General features: G+C 64.3%; 20 protein-coding genes. 9 read left to right on the top strand and 11 right to left on the bottom strand.

The window, feature by feature from the left end:
* Window positions 1-16: 16 nt before the first annotated feature.
* The 6 genes from UP09_RS03975 to UP09_RS03950 all read right to left on the bottom strand — a co-directional run bounded on the left by UP09_RS03975 (window position 17) and on the right by UP09_RS03950 (window position 4,798).
* Window positions 17-1,294: a beta-ketoacyl-ACP synthase gene (locus UP09_RS03975; RefSeq protein ID WP_044536687.1), complete on the bottom strand. Its 1,278-nt coding sequence runs from the start codon at window positions 1,292-1,294 to the stop codon at window positions 17-19.
* Window positions 1,295-1,321: 27 nt separating this feature from the next.
* Window positions 1,322-2,509: a beta-ketoacyl-ACP synthase gene (locus UP09_RS03970; RefSeq protein WP_044536686.1), complete on the bottom strand. Its 1,188-nt coding sequence runs from the start codon at window positions 2,507-2,509 to the stop codon at window positions 1,322-1,324.
* A gap of 8 nt (window positions 2,510-2,517) precedes the next feature.
* Window positions 2,518-2,991: a 3-hydroxyacyl-ACP dehydratase FabZ family protein gene (locus UP09_RS03965; RefSeq protein ID WP_044536685.1), complete on the bottom strand. Its 474-nt coding sequence runs from the start codon at window positions 2,989-2,991 to the stop codon at window positions 2,518-2,520.
* A 9-nt stretch (window positions 2,992-3,000) separates the two neighbouring features.
* Window positions 3,001-3,306: an acyl carrier protein gene (locus UP09_RS03960; protein WP_044536876.1), complete on the bottom strand. Its 306-nt coding sequence runs from the start codon at window positions 3,304-3,306 to the stop codon at window positions 3,001-3,003.
* A 181-nt stretch (window positions 3,307-3,487) separates the two neighbouring features.
* Window positions 3,488-3,829 (bottom strand): hypothetical protein, encoded by a 342-nt coding sequence (locus tag UP09_RS03955; RefSeq protein ID WP_044536684.1) that lies wholly within the window; start codon window positions 3,827-3,829, stop codon window positions 3,488-3,490.
* Between the two features lie 87 nt (window positions 3,830-3,916).
* Window positions 3,917-4,798, bottom strand: coding sequence for an ion channel (locus tag UP09_RS03950; RefSeq protein WP_044536875.1), 882 nt, complete (start codon window positions 4,796-4,798; stop codon window positions 3,917-3,919).
* A gap of 91 nt (window positions 4,799-4,889) precedes the next feature.
* Between UP09_RS03950 and UP09_RS03945 the strand changes: the two genes are divergently transcribed.
* Complete coding sequence (locus tag UP09_RS03945; RefSeq protein ID WP_044536683.1) at window positions 4,890-5,516, top strand: ParB-like protein; 627 nt, start codon at window positions 4,890-4,892, stop codon at window positions 5,514-5,516.
* Here the strand turns inward: UP09_RS03945 and UP09_RS03940 are convergent.
* The 3 genes from UP09_RS03940 to UP09_RS03930 all read right to left on the bottom strand — a co-directional run bounded on the left by UP09_RS03940 (window position 5,477) and on the right by UP09_RS03930 (window position 8,381).
* Window positions 5,477-5,998: an MgtC/SapB family protein gene (locus UP09_RS03940; protein WP_044536682.1), complete on the bottom strand. Its 522-nt coding sequence runs from the start codon at window positions 5,996-5,998 to the stop codon at window positions 5,477-5,479. The genes UP09_RS03945 and UP09_RS03940 overlap by 40 nt on opposite strands.
* A gap of 11 nt (window positions 5,999-6,009) precedes the next feature.
* A complete protein-coding gene (locus UP09_RS03935) occupies window positions 6,010-6,588 on the bottom strand; it encodes a peroxidase-related enzyme (RefSeq protein WP_044536681.1) in 579 nt (192 codons plus the stop codon).
* A gap of 101 nt (window positions 6,589-6,689) precedes the next feature.
* A complete protein-coding gene (locus UP09_RS03930; RefSeq protein WP_197082600.1) occupies window positions 6,690-8,381 on the bottom strand; it encodes an ATP-binding protein in 1,692 nt (563 codons plus the stop codon).
* A gap of 447 nt (window positions 8,382-8,828) precedes the next feature.
* Between UP09_RS03930 and UP09_RS03925 the strand changes: the two genes are divergently transcribed.
* The 6 genes from UP09_RS03925 (at window position 8,829) to UP09_RS03900 (ending at window position 14,606) form a co-directional block, all read left to right on the top strand.
* A complete protein-coding gene (locus tag UP09_RS03925) occupies window positions 8,829-10,721 on the top strand; it encodes an EAL domain-containing protein (protein ID WP_052832947.1) in 1,893 nt (630 codons plus the stop codon).
* 96 nt (window positions 10,722-10,817) lie between these two features.
* Window positions 10,818-11,003 carry a hypothetical protein gene (locus tag UP09_RS03920; RefSeq protein ID WP_044536680.1) on the top strand — a complete coding sequence of 62 codons (186 nt, stop codon included), beginning with the start codon at window positions 10,818-10,820 and terminating at the stop codon, window positions 11,001-11,003.
* Window positions 11,004-11,180: 177 nt separating this feature from the next.
* Entirely contained in the window at window positions 11,181-12,140 is a 960-nt protein-coding gene (locus UP09_RS03915; protein WP_044536679.1) for a catechol 2,3-dioxygenase, read from the top strand.
* 84 nt (window positions 12,141-12,224) lie between these two features.
* Window positions 12,225-13,502, top strand: coding sequence for a sulfite dehydrogenase (gene soxC, locus UP09_RS03910; RefSeq protein ID WP_044536678.1), 1,278 nt, complete (start codon window positions 12,225-12,227; stop codon window positions 13,500-13,502).
* 31 nt (window positions 13,503-13,533) lie between these two features.
* Window positions 13,534-14,034, top strand: a complete 501-nt coding sequence (locus tag UP09_RS03905; RefSeq protein ID WP_044536872.1) for a c-type cytochrome — start codon at window positions 13,534-13,536, stop codon at window positions 14,032-14,034.
* 266 nt (window positions 14,035-14,300) lie between these two features.
* Window positions 14,301-14,606 carry a BA14K family protein gene (locus tag UP09_RS03900; RefSeq protein WP_044536677.1) on the top strand — a complete coding sequence of 102 codons (306 nt, stop codon included), beginning with the start codon at window positions 14,301-14,303 and terminating at the stop codon, window positions 14,604-14,606.
* 251 nt (window positions 14,607-14,857) lie between these two features.
* On the opposite strand, the gene aptA is transcribed toward UP09_RS03900, so the two are convergent.
* The gene (aptA, locus tag UP09_RS03895; protein WP_044536676.1) at window positions 14,858-16,204 is read right to left on the bottom strand and encodes an omega-aminotransferase AptA; all 1,347 of its coding nucleotides are present in this window, start codon (window positions 16,202-16,204) and stop codon (window positions 14,858-14,860) included.
* A gap of 12 nt (window positions 16,205-16,216) precedes the next feature.
* Window positions 16,217-17,152 (bottom strand): GntR family transcriptional regulator, encoded by a 936-nt coding sequence (locus UP09_RS03890; RefSeq protein WP_044536675.1) that lies wholly within the window; start codon window positions 17,150-17,152, stop codon window positions 16,217-16,219.
* Between the two features lie 56 nt (window positions 17,153-17,208).
* On the opposite strand from UP09_RS03890, the gene UP09_RS03885 reads away from it, so the two are divergent.
* The gene (locus UP09_RS03885; protein WP_044536674.1) at window positions 17,209-18,369 is read left to right on the top strand and encodes a C45 family autoproteolytic acyltransferase/hydrolase; all 1,161 of its coding nucleotides are present in this window, start codon (window positions 17,209-17,211) and stop codon (window positions 18,367-18,369) included.
* Entirely contained in the window at window positions 18,369-19,940 is a 1,572-nt protein-coding gene (locus UP09_RS03880) for an ABC transporter substrate-binding protein (protein ID WP_245301751.1), read from the top strand. The genes UP09_RS03885 and UP09_RS03880 overlap by 1 nt, the downstream gene beginning before the upstream one ends.
* Window positions 19,941-19,942: the final 2 nt, after the last annotated feature.

Genomic DNA, 19,942 nt, shown 5'->3' with positions numbered 1-19,942 from the left:
CGAAGCGAGAGCCGGCCTAGGCCGGCTCTCGCGTCAGGATCAGCGAGGCATTTTGCCCGCCGAAGCCGAACGAGTTCGACATCACGGCGGTGACGCGCGCGTCGCGCGCCTTGTTGCCGACCACATCGAACGGAATTGCGGGATCCGGCACCTCGTAATTGATGGTCGGCGGAATCCGCTGATGCTCGAGCGTGAGCAGCGAGTAGATCGCTTCGACGGCGCCGGCGGCCGAGATGGTGTGGCCGACCGCCGACTTGTTCGACGACACCGGGATATTCGGCGTATGGTCGCCGAACACGGCCGAGGTCGCAAGATATTCCATCTTGTCGTTTTCCGGGGTCGAGGTGCCGTGCGCGTTGATGTGGTCGATCTGGCCCGGCTCCATGCCCGCGTCGGCAAGCGTCTTGCGCACGCAGCCGATCGCTGGCTTGCCGTCGGGGCTCGAACGAGTGCGGTGGAAGGAGTCGGTGAGCTCGCCGCAGCCGGCGACGACGCCGAGGATGCGCGCGCCGCGGGCCATCGCCGCGTCGTAGCTCTCCAGCACCAGCGCGCCGGCGCCTTCGGCCATCACGAAACCATCGCGGTTCTTCGAGAACGGCTTCGAGGCGCCCTGCGGCGGATCGTTCTGGGTGGAGAGGGCCGACAGCAGCGAGAAGCGCACCATGGCTTCGGGATTGACCGAGCCATCGGTCGCGATGCACAGCGCCGCATCGGCTTCGCCGCGGCGGATCGCCTCGACGCCGAGCTGGATGGCGGTGGCGCCTGACGCGCAGGCCGTCGACAGCGAAATCGGCGATCCCTTGGTGCCGAAGGTATCGGCGAGGTGGAGTGCGACCGACCCGAACGTGAAGCGGCGGTGATAATGGGTGAACTGGCCATTACCACAGGCCGCCAGATAGTCGATGATTCCGAAGTCTCGCTTCTCGACGGAGCGCGCGACCTCCAGCCGTTGCGGCCATTCGGTCTCGACCGGAGCGACCGCAAGAAACATCGGCCCCGGAAAGTCGCCCCTTGTGCCGACGCCGGATTGCTCGAGCGCTTCCTCGGTGGCGATCACCGCGAGGCGCTCGGACAGGCTGGTCGAAGAGAAGGGCTCGACGGTGACGAAGTCGACCGCACCGGCCATCGTCGTCTTCATGCCGTCGATCGGGAAACGCGTCACCGTCTTGATACCGGATTCGCCCGCGGTCAGCCGGTTCCAGTTATCGGTCTTGCCGGCGCCGAGCGAGGTCACGATTCCCATGCCGGTCACGACAACGATCGGCCGGCCGAATTTATCGCGTGGTGCTGTCATGGTTCCCCCGTCGATGCTGCGCCGGACTTACTTTACGGCCTCGACCAGGGCCATGCCTTCGCCCTGCCAGTGACCGACCCCCGTCACTACAATCTGGGTTGGCGCCCCGGTCTTTTCAACCTCGAACCCGGTCGGGTCGTTGGCCGGATAAAGTGCCCCGCGCGAGATCGATAGCGCCGCCAGCGCAAGCCCGAGTGGAAACTGCGCCTCGACCGTGTGGCCGAAGGTCGTGCCGTTGGCGCGCACAGCAAGTCCGGGATGCTCGCCCAGGAAGGCGCGCTCTTCGGAGGTAGCCGGTTCGGCGCCGGTCGCGCCCGTGATCAAGACGCCATCGTCGTCGCTGACACCGAGCTGCGGCCACATCGCCTCCAGCGACTTCGTCACCGCTCCGGGCTGCTTGCGCTTGGCGAGATCGGCGACCACCTTGGTCAGCTTGGCATAAGGCTTCGCGCCGCGGGCCTCGGCATGCTCGCGCGACTCCATCACCAGGAACGCACCGACGGAGCCGAGCGCGAAGCCCGGACTGTCCTTGCGGGCCCAGACCGGCGCATACTGGCCCTTCAGACTGAAGTTGCCGAATTGATAGAGCATCAGGAGGTCGCCGCGATCGCCATTGTGGGCGGCGCCAACCAGCGCGATATCGCTCTGGCCGGCCCCGATGCGGGCGACCGCGATGCGCGCCGCGTCGATGCTCGAGGCTTCCTCGCCCATGAAGGTCCGCGACGTTCCGCAGACGCCGTGAACGATCGCGATATTGCCGGCGAGCAAGTTGGAGAGTTGCGCCAGGAACAGCGTCGGGCGCAGCTCGTTCATCAGCTTCTCGTTGAGGAACCCGGGCTGTGAGTTGCCCTGCGCGTCGGCGTTCATGATCGCCAGGTCGACCTTGAGATCACGCTCGCCGCCGCCGGCCGCGATGATCATGTCCATCCGCGACAGCACGTCCTGATTGCCTTTGACGCCGGCGGAATCGAGCGCAAGGCCGGCAGCATAGGTGCCGATGCGCTGCCATGTCTCCATTTGGCGCTGGTCGCCCTTTTTCGGAATCTGCGCGTCGAAGCTGATCGGGGCGATCGGATGGATGACGTAGGGCGCAAGCTTGGTCTCGTCGACATTGACGCGCTTGGCGCCGAGCGCCTCCCAATGCGCGTCCAGCCCCTCGCCAAGCGAGGAGAGCAGGCCGATTCCGGTGATCCAGACTTCTTTTGGTTCAGCCATTTTCAGTTTCAGCCATGAGGCATTGCGTGCAGCGGGAAGCCAATTTTCTCGGCCATCGCATCCATGTGGACGCGGAAGGCGGGATCGGGGAACGGAGAAAGCCCGAAGGTGAGTTCAGCGCTGCACTTCAACTCCTTGCCGACGCGGCCCTTGACCTTCGTGACGGCAAAGCCAGAACCTTCGTGCTCGAGCTTCGCGTCGATCGTCAGCAACTGGCCGGGACTGACGAAGCCGCGCATCTTGGCTTCCTTCACGATCGCCAGGAACGGCATGCGCTCGAACTTCAACAGCCCGAGCAGGAGCCACCCCGAACTCTGTGCCATCGATTCGGTCAACAATACTCCGGGCATGATCGGAAAGCCCGGAAAATGCCCCTCGAAGATGGTGTGCGCCGTGGGGACCTGTGCTTCGACCGTGATCGTCTTGGCGTCGAGATTGAGGTCGACGATGCGATCGATCAGCTTGAAATAGTCGAGGTCCATGGCAGGCGATTACGAACCCGTGCTCGTGCCGGCGCTTGCGTTCTTGGCCGCGACCAGCTCGTCGATCCGGTCGGCAAGGTTCTTCAGCACGAAGTACTGCTCCGTCGTCGCCTTGCCGTCGTTGACCTCCTGGGTCCACTTTTCGAGCGGCATCTTGATTCCAAAGGCCTTGTCGATGGCAAAGGCGATGTCGAGGAAGTCGAGGCTGTCGATTCCCAGATCGTCGATGGCGTGGCTCTCCGGCTTGATCGTGTCGCGCGGAATGTCGCAGGTCTCCGCGATGATATTGGCGATCTGATCGTAGGTGGAAGACATCATTAAGCCTTTGATATAATGGAGATAAATCCGGGACGGCTTGGAGGAGGCGGGCGCGTTGCCCCGGAATGCCCAATTCCCCCTGCCGGAGTCGAGTGCCCGTATATCGGAGCAGGGCCGTTAGTTCAATGGAGCTTGGCCGGGCGGGCGAGGGCGGTTTTTGAGCAGGGTTCCGACCGGCCTAGCTTCGCGGCGCCACCGAAATCTTTGCGCAATCGCGGCGCCCCATCTGCAAGCAGTCCTGGGTCTTGCGCAGGTCGGCGATGCTCATGGCGAGCCAGATACCGATCGCGGTCAGTGCCACGGTAAAGGCGAAGGCGGCGATGTTGGCGAGCATGCGCTGGCGGAAATCGTCTGGCTCGTCGCGCGGCTTGTCGTAACGGGAAAGGTCATTGGCGACCGGCGCGGGACGGGCCGAACGGATCGGCTCCTCGCGCTTGCCGGGTGGCTGTGCCGAGGTACGCGGCCGGAATTTGAGCACCACGTGCTCACTATCCGAGGTGATTGGCCGCTGCGTTTTCACTGCTGTCAGTCCGGTCGCGTCGCCACACTTGTCTAGCATGTTCGCTGCGCGTCACACCTAAAATATTGGTGCGCGCAGAGGTGGTATTCATCCCTCGAACGTCTCGTGGAACCGGCTGTAGTCGATCCTGAGGCGACCGTCGTCGGTTGGCTGGAGGATCTCGGCGTAGCGATGCCCGATGCGGATATCGGAATATTCATACGATTTTCGTGCATGTACATTTTGCGCTGCAACGTCGTCATAGCCTGAAACGATGAGGCCGAGCCCGGCATTGATGGCCTCCAGGCCCGCTGCGTCGAGGCCATGGAGCGGGCTGTCCTGGTCGATGACATGAAACAGCGTCCAGCTCAGCGCCAGCGCCGGGCTTTCGCTGCGGATAAGCGGCAGTTCGTAGAACCTGCGATACGCCATGCCTTCCTTGCTGACACCGTTCTTGAACAGCCATAGCCGCGCGGTGGCATTGGCGATGACGTTGTGCCGCTCATTAGCGAGACGGATCATCAGCGTCAGCTGGCCTTCATGATTCGAGATCACGGGATTGTCGGCAAACAGCAGGCGAGCGCTCGGTCGCGAGAAGCGCGCGAAGACCAGCCCGGTCATCAACGACATCGAGAAGATGCCGGTGAACAGTTCGACGGCCGCAACGAAGTGTCCGTAATGCGTTTGCGGATGCATGTCGCCGTAGCCGGCGGTCGAGAGTGTTTCAATGCTGAAATAGAGGTAGTCGATGTACTGGCCGTCGGGCACGTTGGCGATCGGCTGATTGCCGACCCAATAGAGCAGCGCGAAGAAGGCATTGAAGATGATGAACACCAATGCTGCACCGCCAATAAAGGCGGGCCACGACGCTGTCATGCAGCGATGGCTGATATCGGCCCAAAAACTGAGCTCCAGTCCCTCGGTCACAACCTCGCGGTTGCCGAGGCGGACCAGGCGGCCTTTCTTTCGATCGCTTGCTTTTCCAGCCATTCCGTTCTTCAACCGGGCACTTTCGCCGGCTTGCGACATCATGTCATAATGGAACTTATTGCAGAGCGGCAGTCAAACGGGAGCTCAGATCATGGCCCACACGCGCGAACCCTATGTCAAGCCGATCCCCATCCTGTCGCTGCGGCCGACCCAGATGACGGTCGGCATGCACGAGGTGAAGGAGAAGCGGAAGCGCTGGCGCGAGCATTCTTCGAGCAAGAAGCGCGCCGAACTCCTGGGCAAGCACATGATCCCGGTGGTCCATGGCCCCGACGATCGCTACTACGTGGTCGATCACCATCACATGGCGCGAGCGCTGCACGAGGAGGGCGTCAAGGACATCCTGGTCACTGTGATCGGCGACCTCACGATGGTCGAGCGTGACGTGTTCTGGGGCGTGATGGACAACAAGCGCTGGGTCTATCCCTACAACTCCAAGGGCGACCGTTGCCATTTCAAGGACATTCCGAGATCGATCAAGGACCTCAAGGACGATCCGTACCGCAGCCTCGCCGGCGAGATGCGCCGGGCCGGCGGCTTCGCCAAGGACACGACGCCGTTCAGCGAATTCCTGTGGGCCGACTTCCTGCGCCGACACATCCCGCGCAAGATGGTGGAGAACACTTTCGCCAAGGCGCTGGAGAAGGGGCTCGCGCTGGGACGCGGCCCGAACGCGACCTATCTGCCCGGTTGGTGCGGGCCGGCTTCGGACGACTGATCAGGCTCGGTTCGCGGCTCTTGATTGACCTTGCCCGGGTCATGCGTGCCGCCCAGCGTGCGATGTAGCCATCGCTCGATTGGGTTGCCGAAGGCCAGGAGCAGGAACGCCAGCACCAGCGCGGTCGCGACGATAGGCCAATGTCCCGCGCCGCAGACGATCCCGACGCAGGCCGCGAAGAAGGCGCAGGCGGCGCTGGTCAGGCCGCGGACCTGCATTCGGTCGCCATGCCGGACGATCACGCCGGCACCTAGAAATCCAATGCCGGTCAGCACGCCCTGGATCACGCGGCTCGCCGCATCCGTGAATTTGCCGGGGTCGGCGGCCTGCAAGGCAAGGAGGACGACCGTTGCGGTCGACAGGCTGACAAGGCCGAGCGTCTTCAGGCCGATCGGCTTGCCGCGCAAGTCGCGATCGAGCCCGATCGCGCCTCCGGCCAGTGTGGCTGCGCCGAGGCGCAGGGTGATCTCGCTCCAGTCCACCGGTCCGGCCTCTATTTCGGTTGCCGTCCGAGCATGTAGAACTCGTCGTTCGGGCGCATTGCGGTGACATTGGCCATCCGGTTCGACAGCGCGAAGAACGCTGCCACCGCTGCAATGTCCCAGATGTCGTCGTCGCTGAAGCCGTGGGCGGCAAGGGCCGCGAAATCGGCCTCGGAGACCTCCTCCGCCGCGCGGCTTACCTTCATCGCGAAATCGAGCATCGCGCGCTGCCGCGGCGTGATGTCGGCCTTGCGGTAGTTGACCGCGATTTGGTCGGCGATCTGCGGGTTCTTGGCGCGGATGCGCAGGATCGCGCCGTGGGCGATCACGCAATACTGGCATTGATTGGCGGCGCTGGTCGCCACCACGATCATCTCGCGCTCGGCTTTGGACAGGCCAGAGTCCTTCTCCATCAACGCGTCATGATAGGCGAAGAACGCACGAAACTCATCGGGACGGTAGGCCAGCGACAGGAAGACGTTCGGCACGAAGCCGGATTTTTCCTGCACCGCAAGGATGCGGGTGCGGATGTCCTCGGGGAGTTGGTCGAGGGCGGGCGTCTGAAAGCGTTTTGCGGTCGGCTGCGTCATGAGATGGTTCCGGCATGCCGCGAGGGACGCGGCGTCAGGCGAAACCATAATGGATGACGGATTCGGCGCAAGGCACGTCGCGTGCTGCCTACCGAAATGCTCTAGCGCAGCGGCTTCTTCAGCAGCGAGAAGCGATCCGGATCGAGCCCCAGTGAGGGCTGCAGCATCGGCGCTTCCGCGGGAGCCATCGGGCGCGGCGGCGGGCGGTCGTTGATGCCGGGGTCGTTGGCTGTGCTGTCGCGATGCGAGGTCGCACCCCGCCAGCGTTCCAGCACGGCGCTGACGAAGTGCATGTCATGGCCGGCGGTGACCGACGGCACCGTGGCAATGGTAGCTTCGCCGCGCGGCAGTTGGTGCGGCGGCACCTCCTTGAAGCGCAGCCGCGTCGGCAGCGCTACGCCTTCGCCGAAGGCCAGCACCTCGCGGGTGCCGAGCGAGGGGACGAAGGACAGCAGATTGGCGGCGGCGTCCGAGACCGCGGAGCGCAGCAGCGCCTGGTCGCGGTCGTTGGCAAGGCGCATCGTGAACAGCGTGTTGCACTGGGAAATGATCGTCGCGTCGAGCTCGGCCGGACGCTGGGTGATGAGGCCGAGATAGACGCCGTATTTGCGGCCTTCCTTGGCGATCCGCGACACCGCCTTGCGGGTCGGCCCGAATCCGATGTTGCGGTCCGCGGAGGCGTAGCGGTGCGCCTCCTCGCAGACGAACAGCATCGGCGAGACGCCGTCGCTCCACAGGCCGAAATCGAATGCCATGCGGCACAGCACCGACACCACGGAGTCGACCACTTCGGCGGGGAAGCCGGCGAGCTGCATGATGGTCATCGGCTTGCCGTTGGCGGGCAGGCGGAACAGGTAGCTGATCACTTCCGCCATGGTGTCGCCGCCGACATTGGCGTTGTCGAACATGAAGGCGTAGCGCGGATCGTTGCGGACCGCATCGATGCGCGAGATCAGCTTGTGATAGATGATGCGCGAGGAGCGGTTCTCCAGCTTGCCCATGCGCTCGTCGATCAGCGAGATCAGGTCGACGAGGCGATAGGGCACCGGCGTGTCGACGGTGTAGCCGACCTGCCTGGGATCGACGCGCTTCAGCCCGAGGCCGACGCGGTCGGAGTTCTGGTACTGGGTGTAGAGGCCCTTCGCCATCGGAATCACTTCGGCGAGGATATCGAGTTCTTCGGGGACGCCGGGGCGGCCGCCGAACAGCACGTCGACGATCTCTTCGAAGTTGAACAGCCAGAACGGCAGCTTCAGGTTCCGCGGGTTGAGCACCTGGGCGCGTTCGCCGAAGCAGCGCCCGTATTCGTTATGCACGTCGAGCAGGAAGATGCGCAGGCTCGGTCGCGACTTCAGGATCTCGTTGAGCAGCAGCGATACGCCGGTCGATTTGCCGACGCCGGTCGAGCCGAGCACCGCGAAATGCTTGGAGAGCATTTCCTCGACGTCGACATAGGCGATGATCGAGGGGTCCTGCTGCAGCGTGCCGACATTGATCTGGTCCGAGCCGCTCGGTGCGTACACCGTGCGCAGCTCCTCACTGGTGATCAGCTCGACGCCGTCGCCGATGGTCGGATAATTGGTGACGCCGCGCTGAAACTTGGGCCGCGCGCCGCCGAGGATTTCGCCGAGCAGATCGACCGAGGCGGTTGCGACATAGGTGTCTGACGCGTGCAGGTCCTCGCACGACACTTCGGTGATCATGGCGACGATCACCGAGGTTGTGCAGCGGATGCTGACGAACCGGCCGACGGTCGCACGCACTTCCGGGAGCGGCATCTGGCCGGCGGCCATCAGCCCGACCCGGGCCTGCGAGCCGCGCACAGAGATCACACGTCCGAAGGATGTCACGTTTCCAGCCTGGCTGTTCTGAGAAATGTCCGGACTAATATGACGCGGCGGGGCTGCAAAAACCGTTAAATCGCTGCGGTTCCGGATCGGCTAAATCTGTACCTTCCGGGTCAGGATTTGTTCTTCAAGCACGGCAAGGTGCCGGGCTGCCACGCTTCGGCGCTGAAATCGTCGCTTTCCGGCACGGACCACGATGGTTTCGCCGTTCTCCTGTTAACGCGGAATTTACCATGTCGAAGGAGAGCACCTGCCTGATCGTTAATCACCGGATGCCGGGCGGGATTTTCCACGCTCTGTCTCGTGGTATCGTGTAACCGATTGCTAACTGCGTGTTGTAACGCCCTTTCCATTTGTGCCGCGTAACGATGCCGCGCTCGAGGAGAGATCAGCGTGAGCATCGAAGACCGCAATCCATCGTCTGGGAATGCCGACAGTGGCTCGACCAAGGGGCTTGCCTTCTGCGCAGGCATGTTGGTCGGCAGCCTGCTCGGAAGTGCCACGGCGGGCTGGAGCGTGCGCGAGGGCCTGCTGACGGCGGCCGTCGTGATCCTGGCCGTCATTGTCGTCCTGGTGCTGAAGCGGCATCAGGTCTCGGACCAGCGGCTCGCGATCGAGCGTCGTAACCTCTCGACCGCTGTGAACAACATTCCGCAGGGACTGGTTCTCTACGACGCATCGGCGCGCATCATCATCTGCAACCAGCCCTACGTCGACATGTTCGGCCTCTCGTCCGACGTGGCCCAGCCGGGCTGCACGATGCAGCGGCTGATCGCGCACCGCCAGGAGACCGGCTCGTTCGATGGCGACGTCGACGAGTTCTGCGATGCCATCATCCGCAATGTGGCGCTTGGCAAGGGAACGCGTCAGCTCACGGAGGCGCCCGGTGGGCGCGCCATCGAGATCGTCAACAAGCCGCTGCCGCAGGGTGGATGGGTGGCGACGATCGAGGACATCACGGAACGCACCCGCGCCGACGAGAAGATCGCGCATATGGCGCACTATGATGCGTTGACCGATCTGCCGAACCGCGTGCTGTTCCGCGAACGGCTGTCGCAGGCGCTGAAGGCGATCCGGCCGGGCGAGCAACTGGCCGTGATGTATATCGACATCGACGAATTCAAGAGCGTCAACGACGCGCTCGGCCATCCGGTTGGTGATGCGCTGCTCAAGGCGATCGCCGATCGCCTGCGCTCCTGCCTTGGGGATGCCGATGTCGCGGCACGGCTCGGCGGCGACGAGTTCGCCGTGATCCAGACCGCAATCCGCAGTCACACCGAAACCATGCAGCTGCTTGCCGCGATCTATCAGACCATCCGCCAGCCGATCGATTGCAACGGACACCTGATCGCCACCGATGCAAGCATCGGCATCGCGCTCGCACCCGGCGACGGTCTCGACATCGACCAGTTGCTGCGCAACGCCGACCTCGCCCTCTATGGGGCGAAGAGCGACGGCCGCCGCACCTACCGGTTCTTCGAGGCCGGCATGGACGCGCGCGCCAAGGCGCGACGCAGCCTGGAGCACGAGCTGCGTCAGGCGATCGCCGACAGCAGCTTCGAACTTCATTATCAGCCACTGCTGCATCTCGAGGACGGCACGGTCAGCTGTTGCGAAGCACTGCTGCGCTGGCGTCATCCCGAACGCGGCATGATCTCGCCCGCCGATTTCATTCCGGTTGCCGAGGATACCGGCCTGATCAACGATCTCGGCCACTGGGTGCTCAACACCGCCTGCAGGGAAGCGGTGAACTGGCCGGATCACGTCAGCATCGCGGTCAACGTGTCCCCGATCCAGTTCAAGAGCGAGACCCTCGCGCTGCACGTCGCCGCCGCACTCGCGGCATCGGGGCTTGCGGCGTCGCGGCTCGAACTCGAGATCACCGAGGCGGTGCTGATCCGCGACGATGAGGCCGCGCTCGATATCCTGCATCAGTTGCGCGACCTCGGGGTCCGCATCGCGCTCGACGATTTCGGCACCGGCTACTCCTCGCTGAGCTATCTGCAGCGCTTCCCGTTCGACAAGATCAAGATCGATCGCGCCTTCATCAAGGATCTTGCCAGCACGGGCGCATCGTCCACGATCGTCCAGGCCGTCGTGAACATCGCCGCCGCCAGCGATATGACCACCACCGCCGAGGGCGTCGAGACCGAGCAGCAGCGCAACCTGCTGCGCACTCTCGGTTGCACCGAGATGCAGGGCTATCTGTTCAGCCGTCCGGTCCCGGCGGTCGACATCCGCAAGCTGCTGTCGTCGTACCGCGAGAAGACCGCCTCGGTCGCCTGACGGTCGGCTGCGGCCGTTCCTGGTAATGTGATATTGGCCACGGAATATCGTGCGATGGCCCGCCATCTTGTATCTACGCAACAGGAGGGCTCCGCCATGTACTATCTCGTCAACGCGCTTCTGGTTCTTGCGATGGCGTTCTTCTTCGTGCTGCCAATGACCGACCATCGGACGGCGCGCATGAAGCTTTGCGTGGTGTGCGCGCTCGCTGTGGCGCTGACGATGTCGGCGACCGCGTTCCGGCCATACGCACCGGCGCCCATCATGATGTCGCGGGGCTGAGCGCGGGCCCCAATCCTTCACGGGCTCCAATCCCTTCAGCGTCCGGCGCCAACCCAATAATTTGTTGACGAGACCTAATCTCTTGTACAGTAGTACAAATAGGTATGCGACGCGTAAGTCCGCCTGGGCGATGGCTTGCCGCGTCCGTTCGGCGCCGCCGCGGAAGGAGATTGCCCCATGCAGCCGGAACCGATCTTCGACCTCGCCCATCTCGGGCACATGGAGCTGCTGACACCGAAGCCGGACGAGAGCCTGGCATTCTTCGTCGACGTCATGGGCATGACCGTCAGTGGCCGGAAGGACGAGTCGGTCTACCTGCGCGGCTGGGACGACTACGAGCGCTATTCGCTCAAGCTCACGGCGTCGACAACGTCGGGCATGGAGCACATGGCGCTGCGCGCCCGCAGCCAGCAGGCGCTGGAGCGCCGCGTCGCCGCGCTGAAGGGCTCCGGTTTTGAGATCGGTTGGGTCGACGGCGATATGGGGCAGGGGCCGGCCTTCCGCTGCCGCGATCCGGACGGTCATGTCATCGAGCTCTATTACGAGACCGAGTGGTACCAGCCCCCGGCCGAGCTGAAGCCGGCGCTGAAGAACCAGGCGCAGCGCTTCCCGGCGCGCGGCGTCAACGTTCGCCGGCTCGACCATCTCAACTGCCTCGCGGTCGACATCAAGGCCAACCGACTGTTCTTCGAAAACTATCTCGGATGCCGGACCACCGAGCAGATCGTGTTGAATGACGGCACGGAAGCGGCGATGTGGATGACGATGTCGAACAAGAGCTACGACTTCGCCTACACGCGCGACCATTACGGCAAGACCGGCCGCTTCCACCACGTCACCTACGCGCTCGACAGCCGCGAGGAGATTTTGCGCGCCGCCGATATCTTCCTTGAGCACGGCGTGCATATCGAGACCGGGCCGCACAAGCACGCCATCCAGCAGACCTTCTTCCTCTACGTCTACGAGCCCGGCGGCAACCGCGTCGAGGTCGCCAATGCCGGCGCGCGGCTGATACTCGCACCGGACTGGAAGCCGATCGTGTGGACCGAGGAGGAGCGCAAGAAGGGACAGGCCTGGGGATTGAAGACGATCGAGTCGTTTCACACCCATGGTACGCCGCCAGTCGCGGGCAGTTGATCGCACGCCGCGCTTTGGATCGTTGCGAGGCCTCGGGCGTTTGGTGCTAGGTTGCACTGAGACGAACGTCAGAGGAAAACGTCGATGAGTGAACAGGCGACGGACAAGCGCGTGCGAGAGGCGTCTCGCAGGCATTTCCTTCAGGCGGGTGCTGCCTTGGCAAGCGGTTCTGCGATAGCAGGTCTCGCTGGCACAAATGCACTCGCCGGGTCCGACAGCAATCTCCCACCCAACGTGCCTGAATGGATGAAGGCGCCGGGCGATTCGATGGGAAGCCAGCCTTACGGCGCGCCATCGGTCCACGAGAAGGGCGTCGTCAAGAACATCTCGAAGACGCTGCCGCAATATATCTCGGCCTCGGGCCGTACGCCGTTGCAGGAGCTCGACGGCATCATCACGCCGAACGGCCTGTTCTACGAACGTCACCATGGCGGCGTGCCGACCATCGATCCGGCCGAGCACCGGCTGATGCTGCACGGCATGGTCGACCGCCCGCTGGTGTTCACGATGGAGGACATCCGCCGCTTTCCGTCGCAGTCGCGTATCCACTTCATCGAGTGCTCCGGCAATCCGGTCTACACCAAGCCCTATGGCAAGACGGCGTCCGATCTCGTCGGCCTCGTCAGCTGCGCCGAATGGACCGGCGTGCCGCTGAAGACGGTGCTGGATGAGGCCGGCTTGCAGCCGGGCGCCAAATGGATCGTGGCCGAGGGCGCCGATGCCGCCGCGCTGACGCGCAGCATCCCGATCGAGAAGTGCCTCGATGACGCCATGCTGGTCTACAGCCAGAACGGTGAGCGACTGCGTCCGCAGCAGGGTTATCCGCTGCGCCTGCTGCTGCCCGGCTTCGAAGGCAACATGAACGTAAAGTGGCTGCGCCGGCTCAAGGTCGTGGCCGAGCCCGCTTATTCGCGCGAGGAGACCTCGAAATACACCGACCCGATGCCGGACGGCACCTCGCGCGAATTCACCTTCACCATGGAAGCCAAATCGATCATCACGCGGCCCTCCGGCGGGCAGAAGCTGACCACGCAGGGCTTTCACGAGATCACCGGGCTTGCCTGGAGCGGTCGCGGCAAGATCAAGCGCGTGGAGGTCTCGGTCGATGGCGGCAAGAGCTGGCAGGATGCGGCGCTGCAGGAGCCGGTGCTGACGCGCGCGCTGACTCGCTTTCGCTTTCCCTGGCATTGGGACGGGGCGCCTGCGCTGATCCAGAGCCGCGCCATCGACGAGACCGGCTACATGCAGCCGACGCTTGTTGAACTGGTGGCGGTACGTGGGCTCAACTCGTTCTATCATAATAACGCGATCTGGCCGTGGCGGATCGATGCGAACGGCGAGGTGAGCAATGGCCAGGCTTGAGCTCACAACTGCGCTTCTGACCAGCGCGATCATGACAGTCGTCGTCGCGGCACACGCGGAAGAGCGTTACGGCATTGGCAGCCCGGCAACGCCTGCGGAGATCGCCGGCTGGAACATCGATATCGGCCGCGACGGCTCCAATTTGCCGCCCGGCAGCGGCAGCGTCGAGCGTGGCCGCGTCGTGTTCAGCGAGCAATGCGCGGCGTGCCATGGCGACAACGGGCAGGGCGGCGTCGGCGACCGCCTGGTCGGTGGGCAGGGCACGCTGGCAAGCCCGAAGCCGATCCGCACCGTCGGCAGCTACTGGCCCTACGCCTCGACGCTGTTCGACTACATCAGACGTGCGATGCCGCAGAACGCGCCACAGTCCCTGAGCAATGAGGACGTCTACGCGGTGTCCGCCTACATCCTCAGCCTCAACGGTGTCGTTCCGGCCAACGCGGTGCTCGACGCCAAGTCGCTCGCCGCCGTCAAGATGCCGAACCGCGACGGCTTCGTCAGCGACCCGCGGCCGGACGTGCACGACCGCTAGAGCCGTTTCCGTTCCGACGGAATCGGAACGGGGCTCTAGAATTTTGTTTTGACGCGTTTTCTTCACGCGAACCGGCATCCACTTCGCTCGAAAACGCTCTGGGGGCGCGCCGCGGTGGCGATGCGTCGCCGCGGCCACGTCGCGGCTTTGTGATCCGGTGTCTCCCTGCGGCCGGAATTTCCGTCTCACCCGATCGGTCCTTGATGTGAACGGGGGCGGTAGCGCTGTCCTCGGGCGGTTTTCAATCGACGCATCGGAGATGTCATATGACCGGACTCAAGGTGGTTGCAGCCGTCGTGCTGCTATCGGGAGCGATGTTCACACCGGCCGCGGCCCAGATTTCGGAACCTGCGGCATTCGACGCCCAGAATCCCGGGCGCAGCGCGATCAACGGCGGCGCCCTCACGCCATGGGGTGAGCAGCAATTGGCGGCCGAGCACCGCGGTGAGGCTGTCAACGCCTACGGCGCCATGGTCCCGTCGACGCCGTCGGCCTGCGCGCGTTACCATTCGTTCGATTCCGCGACCGGCACCTTCCGCAGCCGCGACGGCCGCCGACACGCCTGCCGGTAGTGGGCTGGCGCCGATCGCAGCCGGTTCGGTGTCATCACCCGCGCATGCGGTTGATCCAGTATTCCAGAGACAGACGTGCTTGAGCCGACGGGCTGCGGCGTACTGGGTCGCCCGGTCCATGTGCGCAATTGCGCACAGGCCGGGCGATGACAGCAGTAAATGGGGACGCAGCTTCGCGTTCTCGCGACATGATTTGTCCGAGCTTTGCTCTTCGTTCCACCCTCTCTTGGATTCCGTTGCGAGCCGAAGCTTTACTCGATCGCATCCAGCGCGCGGCGGATCGTCGAGAATATATCCTCGATCTGCTGCTCCGTGATGATCAAGGGCGGTGAGATCATCAGCGTGTCGCCGGCGGCGCGGATCAGGATGCCGTCGTCGTAGCAGCGGGTAGCGCATTCCGGGCCGCGTGCGGCCGGTGCGCCGTCGCGCGGCTTGAGATCGATCGCCGCCAGCAAGCCAATATTTCTGATGTCGGTGACATAGGGCGCGTCCCTCAGGGCATGGGCCGCGGTCTCCCAGACCGATGCGATCTGCCGCGCGCGGTCGAACAGGCCGAGATCCTGATAGACGTCGAGTGCGGCTAGCCCCGCTGCGCAGGCGAGCGGATGCGCCGAATAGGTATAGCCGTGGAACAGCTCCACGGTGTTCTCCGGGCCATTCATCAGCGCCTGATAAACCTTGCCGCTGGTGATGACGCCGCCCATCGGCACGGCGGCGTTGGTCATCCCCTTGGCGCAGGTGATGAGGTCAGGCGTCACGCCGAGCGCGTTGGCCGCGAACGGCGCACCGAGCCGTCCGAAGCCGGTGATCACCTCGTCGAAGATCAGCAGGATGCCGTGCTGATCGCAGATCTTGCGCAGCCGCTCGAGATAACCGACCGGCGGCGGGAAGACGCCGCCGGAGCCGGTGACGGGTTCGACGATCACGGCCGCAACCGTCGAGGGATCGTGGATCAGCAGCAGCTTGTCCAGTTCATCGGCGAAATGTGCGCCCCATGCCGGTTGCCCGCGCGAGAACGCCGCGTGCTCGGGATCATGCGTGTGCGAGAGGTGGTCGACTTCGGGCAGCAGCGGGCCGAAATCGCGGCGATGGCGGGAGAGGCCGCTGACCGACAGGCCGCCCCAGCCCATGCCGTGATAGGCTTTCATACGCGAGATGAAGCGGATGCGGCTCGCTTCGCCGCGCGCGCGGTGATAGCCGCGGGCGATCTTGAGCGCGGTGTCGACCGACTCCGAACCGGAATTGGTGAAGAACACATGGTCGAGGCCTTCAGGCGTGATTTCGGTGATGCGTCCGGCGAGCTCGAATGCGGCCGGGTGGCTCATCTGGAATGAGGAGACGAAATCGAGCTTCGCGGCCTGGGTCTGGATCGCCTCGACGATCCGCTTCTGGCCGTGCCCAGCGTTGACGCACCAGAGCCCGGCCATGCCGTCAAGAATGCGCCGCCCGTCCTGCGTGGTGTAGTGCATGCCCTCGGCGCCGGTGAACAGGCGCGGGCTGGACTTGAATTGACGATTGGGCGTCATCGGCATCCAGAACGGCTCCAGTGCCTCGCGGTTGAGGGGCGTGTTCGATGTTGCGGCGTGCGGTGTATGCATGGAGGCCTCCTGTTACTTGCTGTTGTTGTTGCGGCCGTCGGCCAGTTCGATCGTTTTCAGTCTGGCTGCGCTTTCGAGGTGACCGCGCAACAATTGCGCCGCGGCCTCGCGCTCGCCGGCCTCGAGCCGGTCGAGGATCGCAAGATGCTCGCGGCAGTTCACCACCACGCGCTCATACCCGAAGACCCAGTCGTAGTTCGCGAAGCGGCGCAGCCGGTTCTGCTGCTGCACGGCGACCAGGAGGAAGCGGTTGCCGGAGGCTGCCGCCAGTCCTTCGTGGAAGGCGGCGTTCATCTCGTAGAGCGCGATGCTCGCCGTCTCCTTCCACGGCTCTCGCAACGTCTCCTCGTGGCGCTGGCGCATCTCGGCGGCCCAGGCGGCATCGAGCTGGAAGTTCGGCTCCAGGAGGCCGGCCGGCTCGATCAGGATCCGGTAGCGGTAGCTTTCGGCGCGGGCTTGCACATCCGCGATGATCGGCTGGAAGCGCCAGCCGTGGCCCGGCTTGCGCTGCACAGCCGCAACCTCGGCCAGCTTCGCCAGTACGCGCTGCACCACGGGGCGGGTCGCATCGTAGCGCTGCATCAGGTCGCGCTCGGAGACGTCGATCGGAAGGCGCCCGCTGCGCCGGTCGCGCGCGATCGCAACGAACAGGCGGTCGGTATCCGCTGGCACGGGCTTCGCCGGCGCCTTCGGTGTAGCCGGAACCGTGTCCGCGACGAAATAACCTCGGCTTGCGCCGACCCGTACGAGGCGGCGGCGTGCCAATAATTTCAGCGCCGCGCGCACCGGCGTCCGCGAAACCCGCAGCCGCTGTGCGAGCGCCACCTCCGCAAGTCGCGTGCCGGGCGCCAGTTTTTCGGCCCGGATCAGCTCCAGGATGCCCGCGGACAGTTCGCGCTGCAGCCGGCTCGGGGCTGCCTTCGGAGTGGGCGAAGATTTTTGTTTCATGTACTTACAAAATACATTAGGCTTTCAGGAAACGCAAAAGGAAGTTGGCGCAAACGATGGTCGAACCGTTTCCCCTGATCGAAATCTCCGGTCCGCCGCATGAGCGCGGCAAGCAATATGGCCGCCTTGCCGCCGACCGCATCCGCAAGGGCACCTCGCATTACTTCGCCCAGCTCAAGGAACTCTCGCTCGACGCTGCCGGCGTCGCCGAACTGGTGCGCGACTATCTTCCCGTCATCGAGGCGTTCGAGCCCGCTTATATCGAGGAGATGCACGGCATCGCGGGCGGTGCCGGCGTTCCGTTCGAGGATATCGTGCTGCTCAATGCCCGCACTGAAATCCTGAAGCTCGCCGACCCCGAGGTGAGGGCGCGGCTGAAGACGCCCGACGAGCCCGATGGCTGCACCGGCGTCGTCGTGCTGCCGCAGGCCAGCGCGTCGGGGCGGCTGATCCACGCCCAGAACTGGGACTGGAAGCGTGAATGCGCCGAGACCGCGGTCGTGCTCAAAGTCCGCCGCGACGATGGTCCTGATCTCATGACCTTCACTGAAGCCGGCGCGCTCGGGCGCTGCGGCTTCAACGCGGTCGGCATCGCCATCACCGCGAATTATCTGCAGAGCGACCGCGACTATCGTCAGGTCGGCGTGCCGCTGGCGCTGATCCGGCGCAAGGTGCTGGAGAACGGGCATCTCGCGCTGGCGATGCGCTCAGTCTATTGCACCAAAAAATCCGCTGCCAATAACATGATCGTCAGCCATCGCGACGGCGTCGCGATCGATTTCGAATGCGCGCCCGACGAGACCTTCCAGGTGCACCCCAATCAGGGGCTTCTGGTGCACGCCAACCATTTCGTCAGCCCGGTCGCGCTTGGCAAGCTCAAGGACACCGGCGTCGCGAGCACGCCCGACAGCCTCTACCGCGACATCCGCGTCCGCGACCTCTTGCAGCCGCATCTCGGCGCCATCGGCTTCGATACCGTAAAAACGGCGCTGTTCGATGATTTCGCCTATCCCTGGTCGGTCTGCCGTCCGCCGCGACTCAACCTCGGCAACAATCTGAGCGCCACGGTCGCGATGATCCTGATGGAGCCGGCGAGCGGGCTCATGGAAGTGGCACCCTTGCCGTCGCTGAACCGGAAGTTCACGACCTATCGGCTCGACGTGGAAGCGAGCGCGAAGAACGACGCTGCGCCGGCCGCGATCGCGAAGGCATCGTGATGAATGCGCGTCGGCCATCATGTGTGATGATGGCCGGCCTGATAGCGCTGGCTGCGATGCTGGCGGCGGCGCCGGTGCGCGCCGGCGCCGAGACCCTGCTGCGCACCCGGCTCAACGCCGATATCCGCTCCACCGATCCCGGCACCAACCGCGACGCCAACACCGATGGCGTGATGGCGCACCTCGTCGAGGGGCTGGTCGCGTTTCGTGACGATACGTCGATCGGGCCGATGCTGGCGGACAGCTGGGATGTCTCGAACGACGGCAAGACCTACACGTTCCATCTGCGCCAGGGCGTCAAGTTCCACAACGGCGCCGTCATGACATCAGCCGACGTGGTCTGGTCGTTGAAGCGCTGGCTCGATCCGGCCACGCAATGGCGCTGCCTGTCCGAGTTCAGCGCAAGCGGGATCGCCCAAATCGAAAAGATCGAGGCGCCCGATACGCAGACCGTCGCCATCACGCTCGACCGGGCGACCGCGCTGTTCCTGCCGACGCTGGCGCGGCCGGATTGCGGGCAGGCCGCCATCATCCATCATGACTCGGTCGGGCCCGATGGCAAGTGGATCGCGCCAGTTGGCACCGGGCCATTCAAGCTCGGCGACTGGAAGCGCGGCCAGTATGTCGATCTCGTGCGCTTCGACGGTTACGTCGCGCGCAGCGAGCCGCGCAGCGGCAATGCCGGCGCCAAGACCGCGGACGTTGATCGCGTCCGCTTCAACATTATCCCCGACAGCTCGGCGGCCAAAGCAGGCCTGCTCTCCGGGGCGCTCGACGTGGTCAGCAATCTTTCGATTCCGGACCTCGAAGATCTCAAGGGACGGCCGGACGTGCAGCTCAGCATCACGCCGGCGCTCGGTCTCACCGGCATCCTGTTCCAGACCCGCGATCCCCTGCTGAAGGACTTGCGCATCCGCCGGGCGATCGCGCTCAGCCTCGATACGCCTGAGATCGTCGATGCGGTAATGGAGGGCACCGCGCGCGCAAATAATTCGGCGCTGCCGATCGGCAGCCCGTTCTACGGCGAGGCGGAAGCGCACGGCTACACCCAGAACGTCGCGGAAGCCAAGAAGCTGCTGGTACAGGCCGGCTATCACGGCCAACCGATCAAGATGATCGCCAACAAGCGCTATAGCTACGTGTTCGATTCCGCGGTTCTGGTGCAGGCGATGGCGCAATCCGTCGGCATAAATATCGAGATCGAGGTGCTGGACTGGGCCGCCCAGCTCGATCGCTACAACCGCGGCGACTACCAGTCTATGGCCTTTACCTATTCGGCGCGGCTCGATCCTTCGCTCTCGTTCGAGATGCTGACGGGGCCGAAGGCGACCCAGCCGCGCAAGGTTTGGGACAATCCGGAGGCGCAAGTGATGATGCAGCAGTCGATGATGATCGACGACAAGGCGAAACGCCAGGAGCTGTTCGACGAGATGCATCGCCGCTTCATCGACGACGTGCCGATGGTCGTGCTGTTCAACGGCTCCGAGATCGCCGGCCTGCGCAAAAACGTAAAGGGCTATGCCGGCTGGCTGTTCGCGCAACCGCGCTTCTGGGGCGTGAGCATCCGTTAAGG

The sequence above is a fragment of the Bradyrhizobium sp. LTSP885 genome (genome assembly GCF_000938305.1).
GTDB lineage: Bacteria > Pseudomonadota > Alphaproteobacteria > Rhizobiales > Xanthobacteraceae > Bradyrhizobium.
This window is presented reverse-complemented; position numbering and strand designations above follow the sequence as displayed.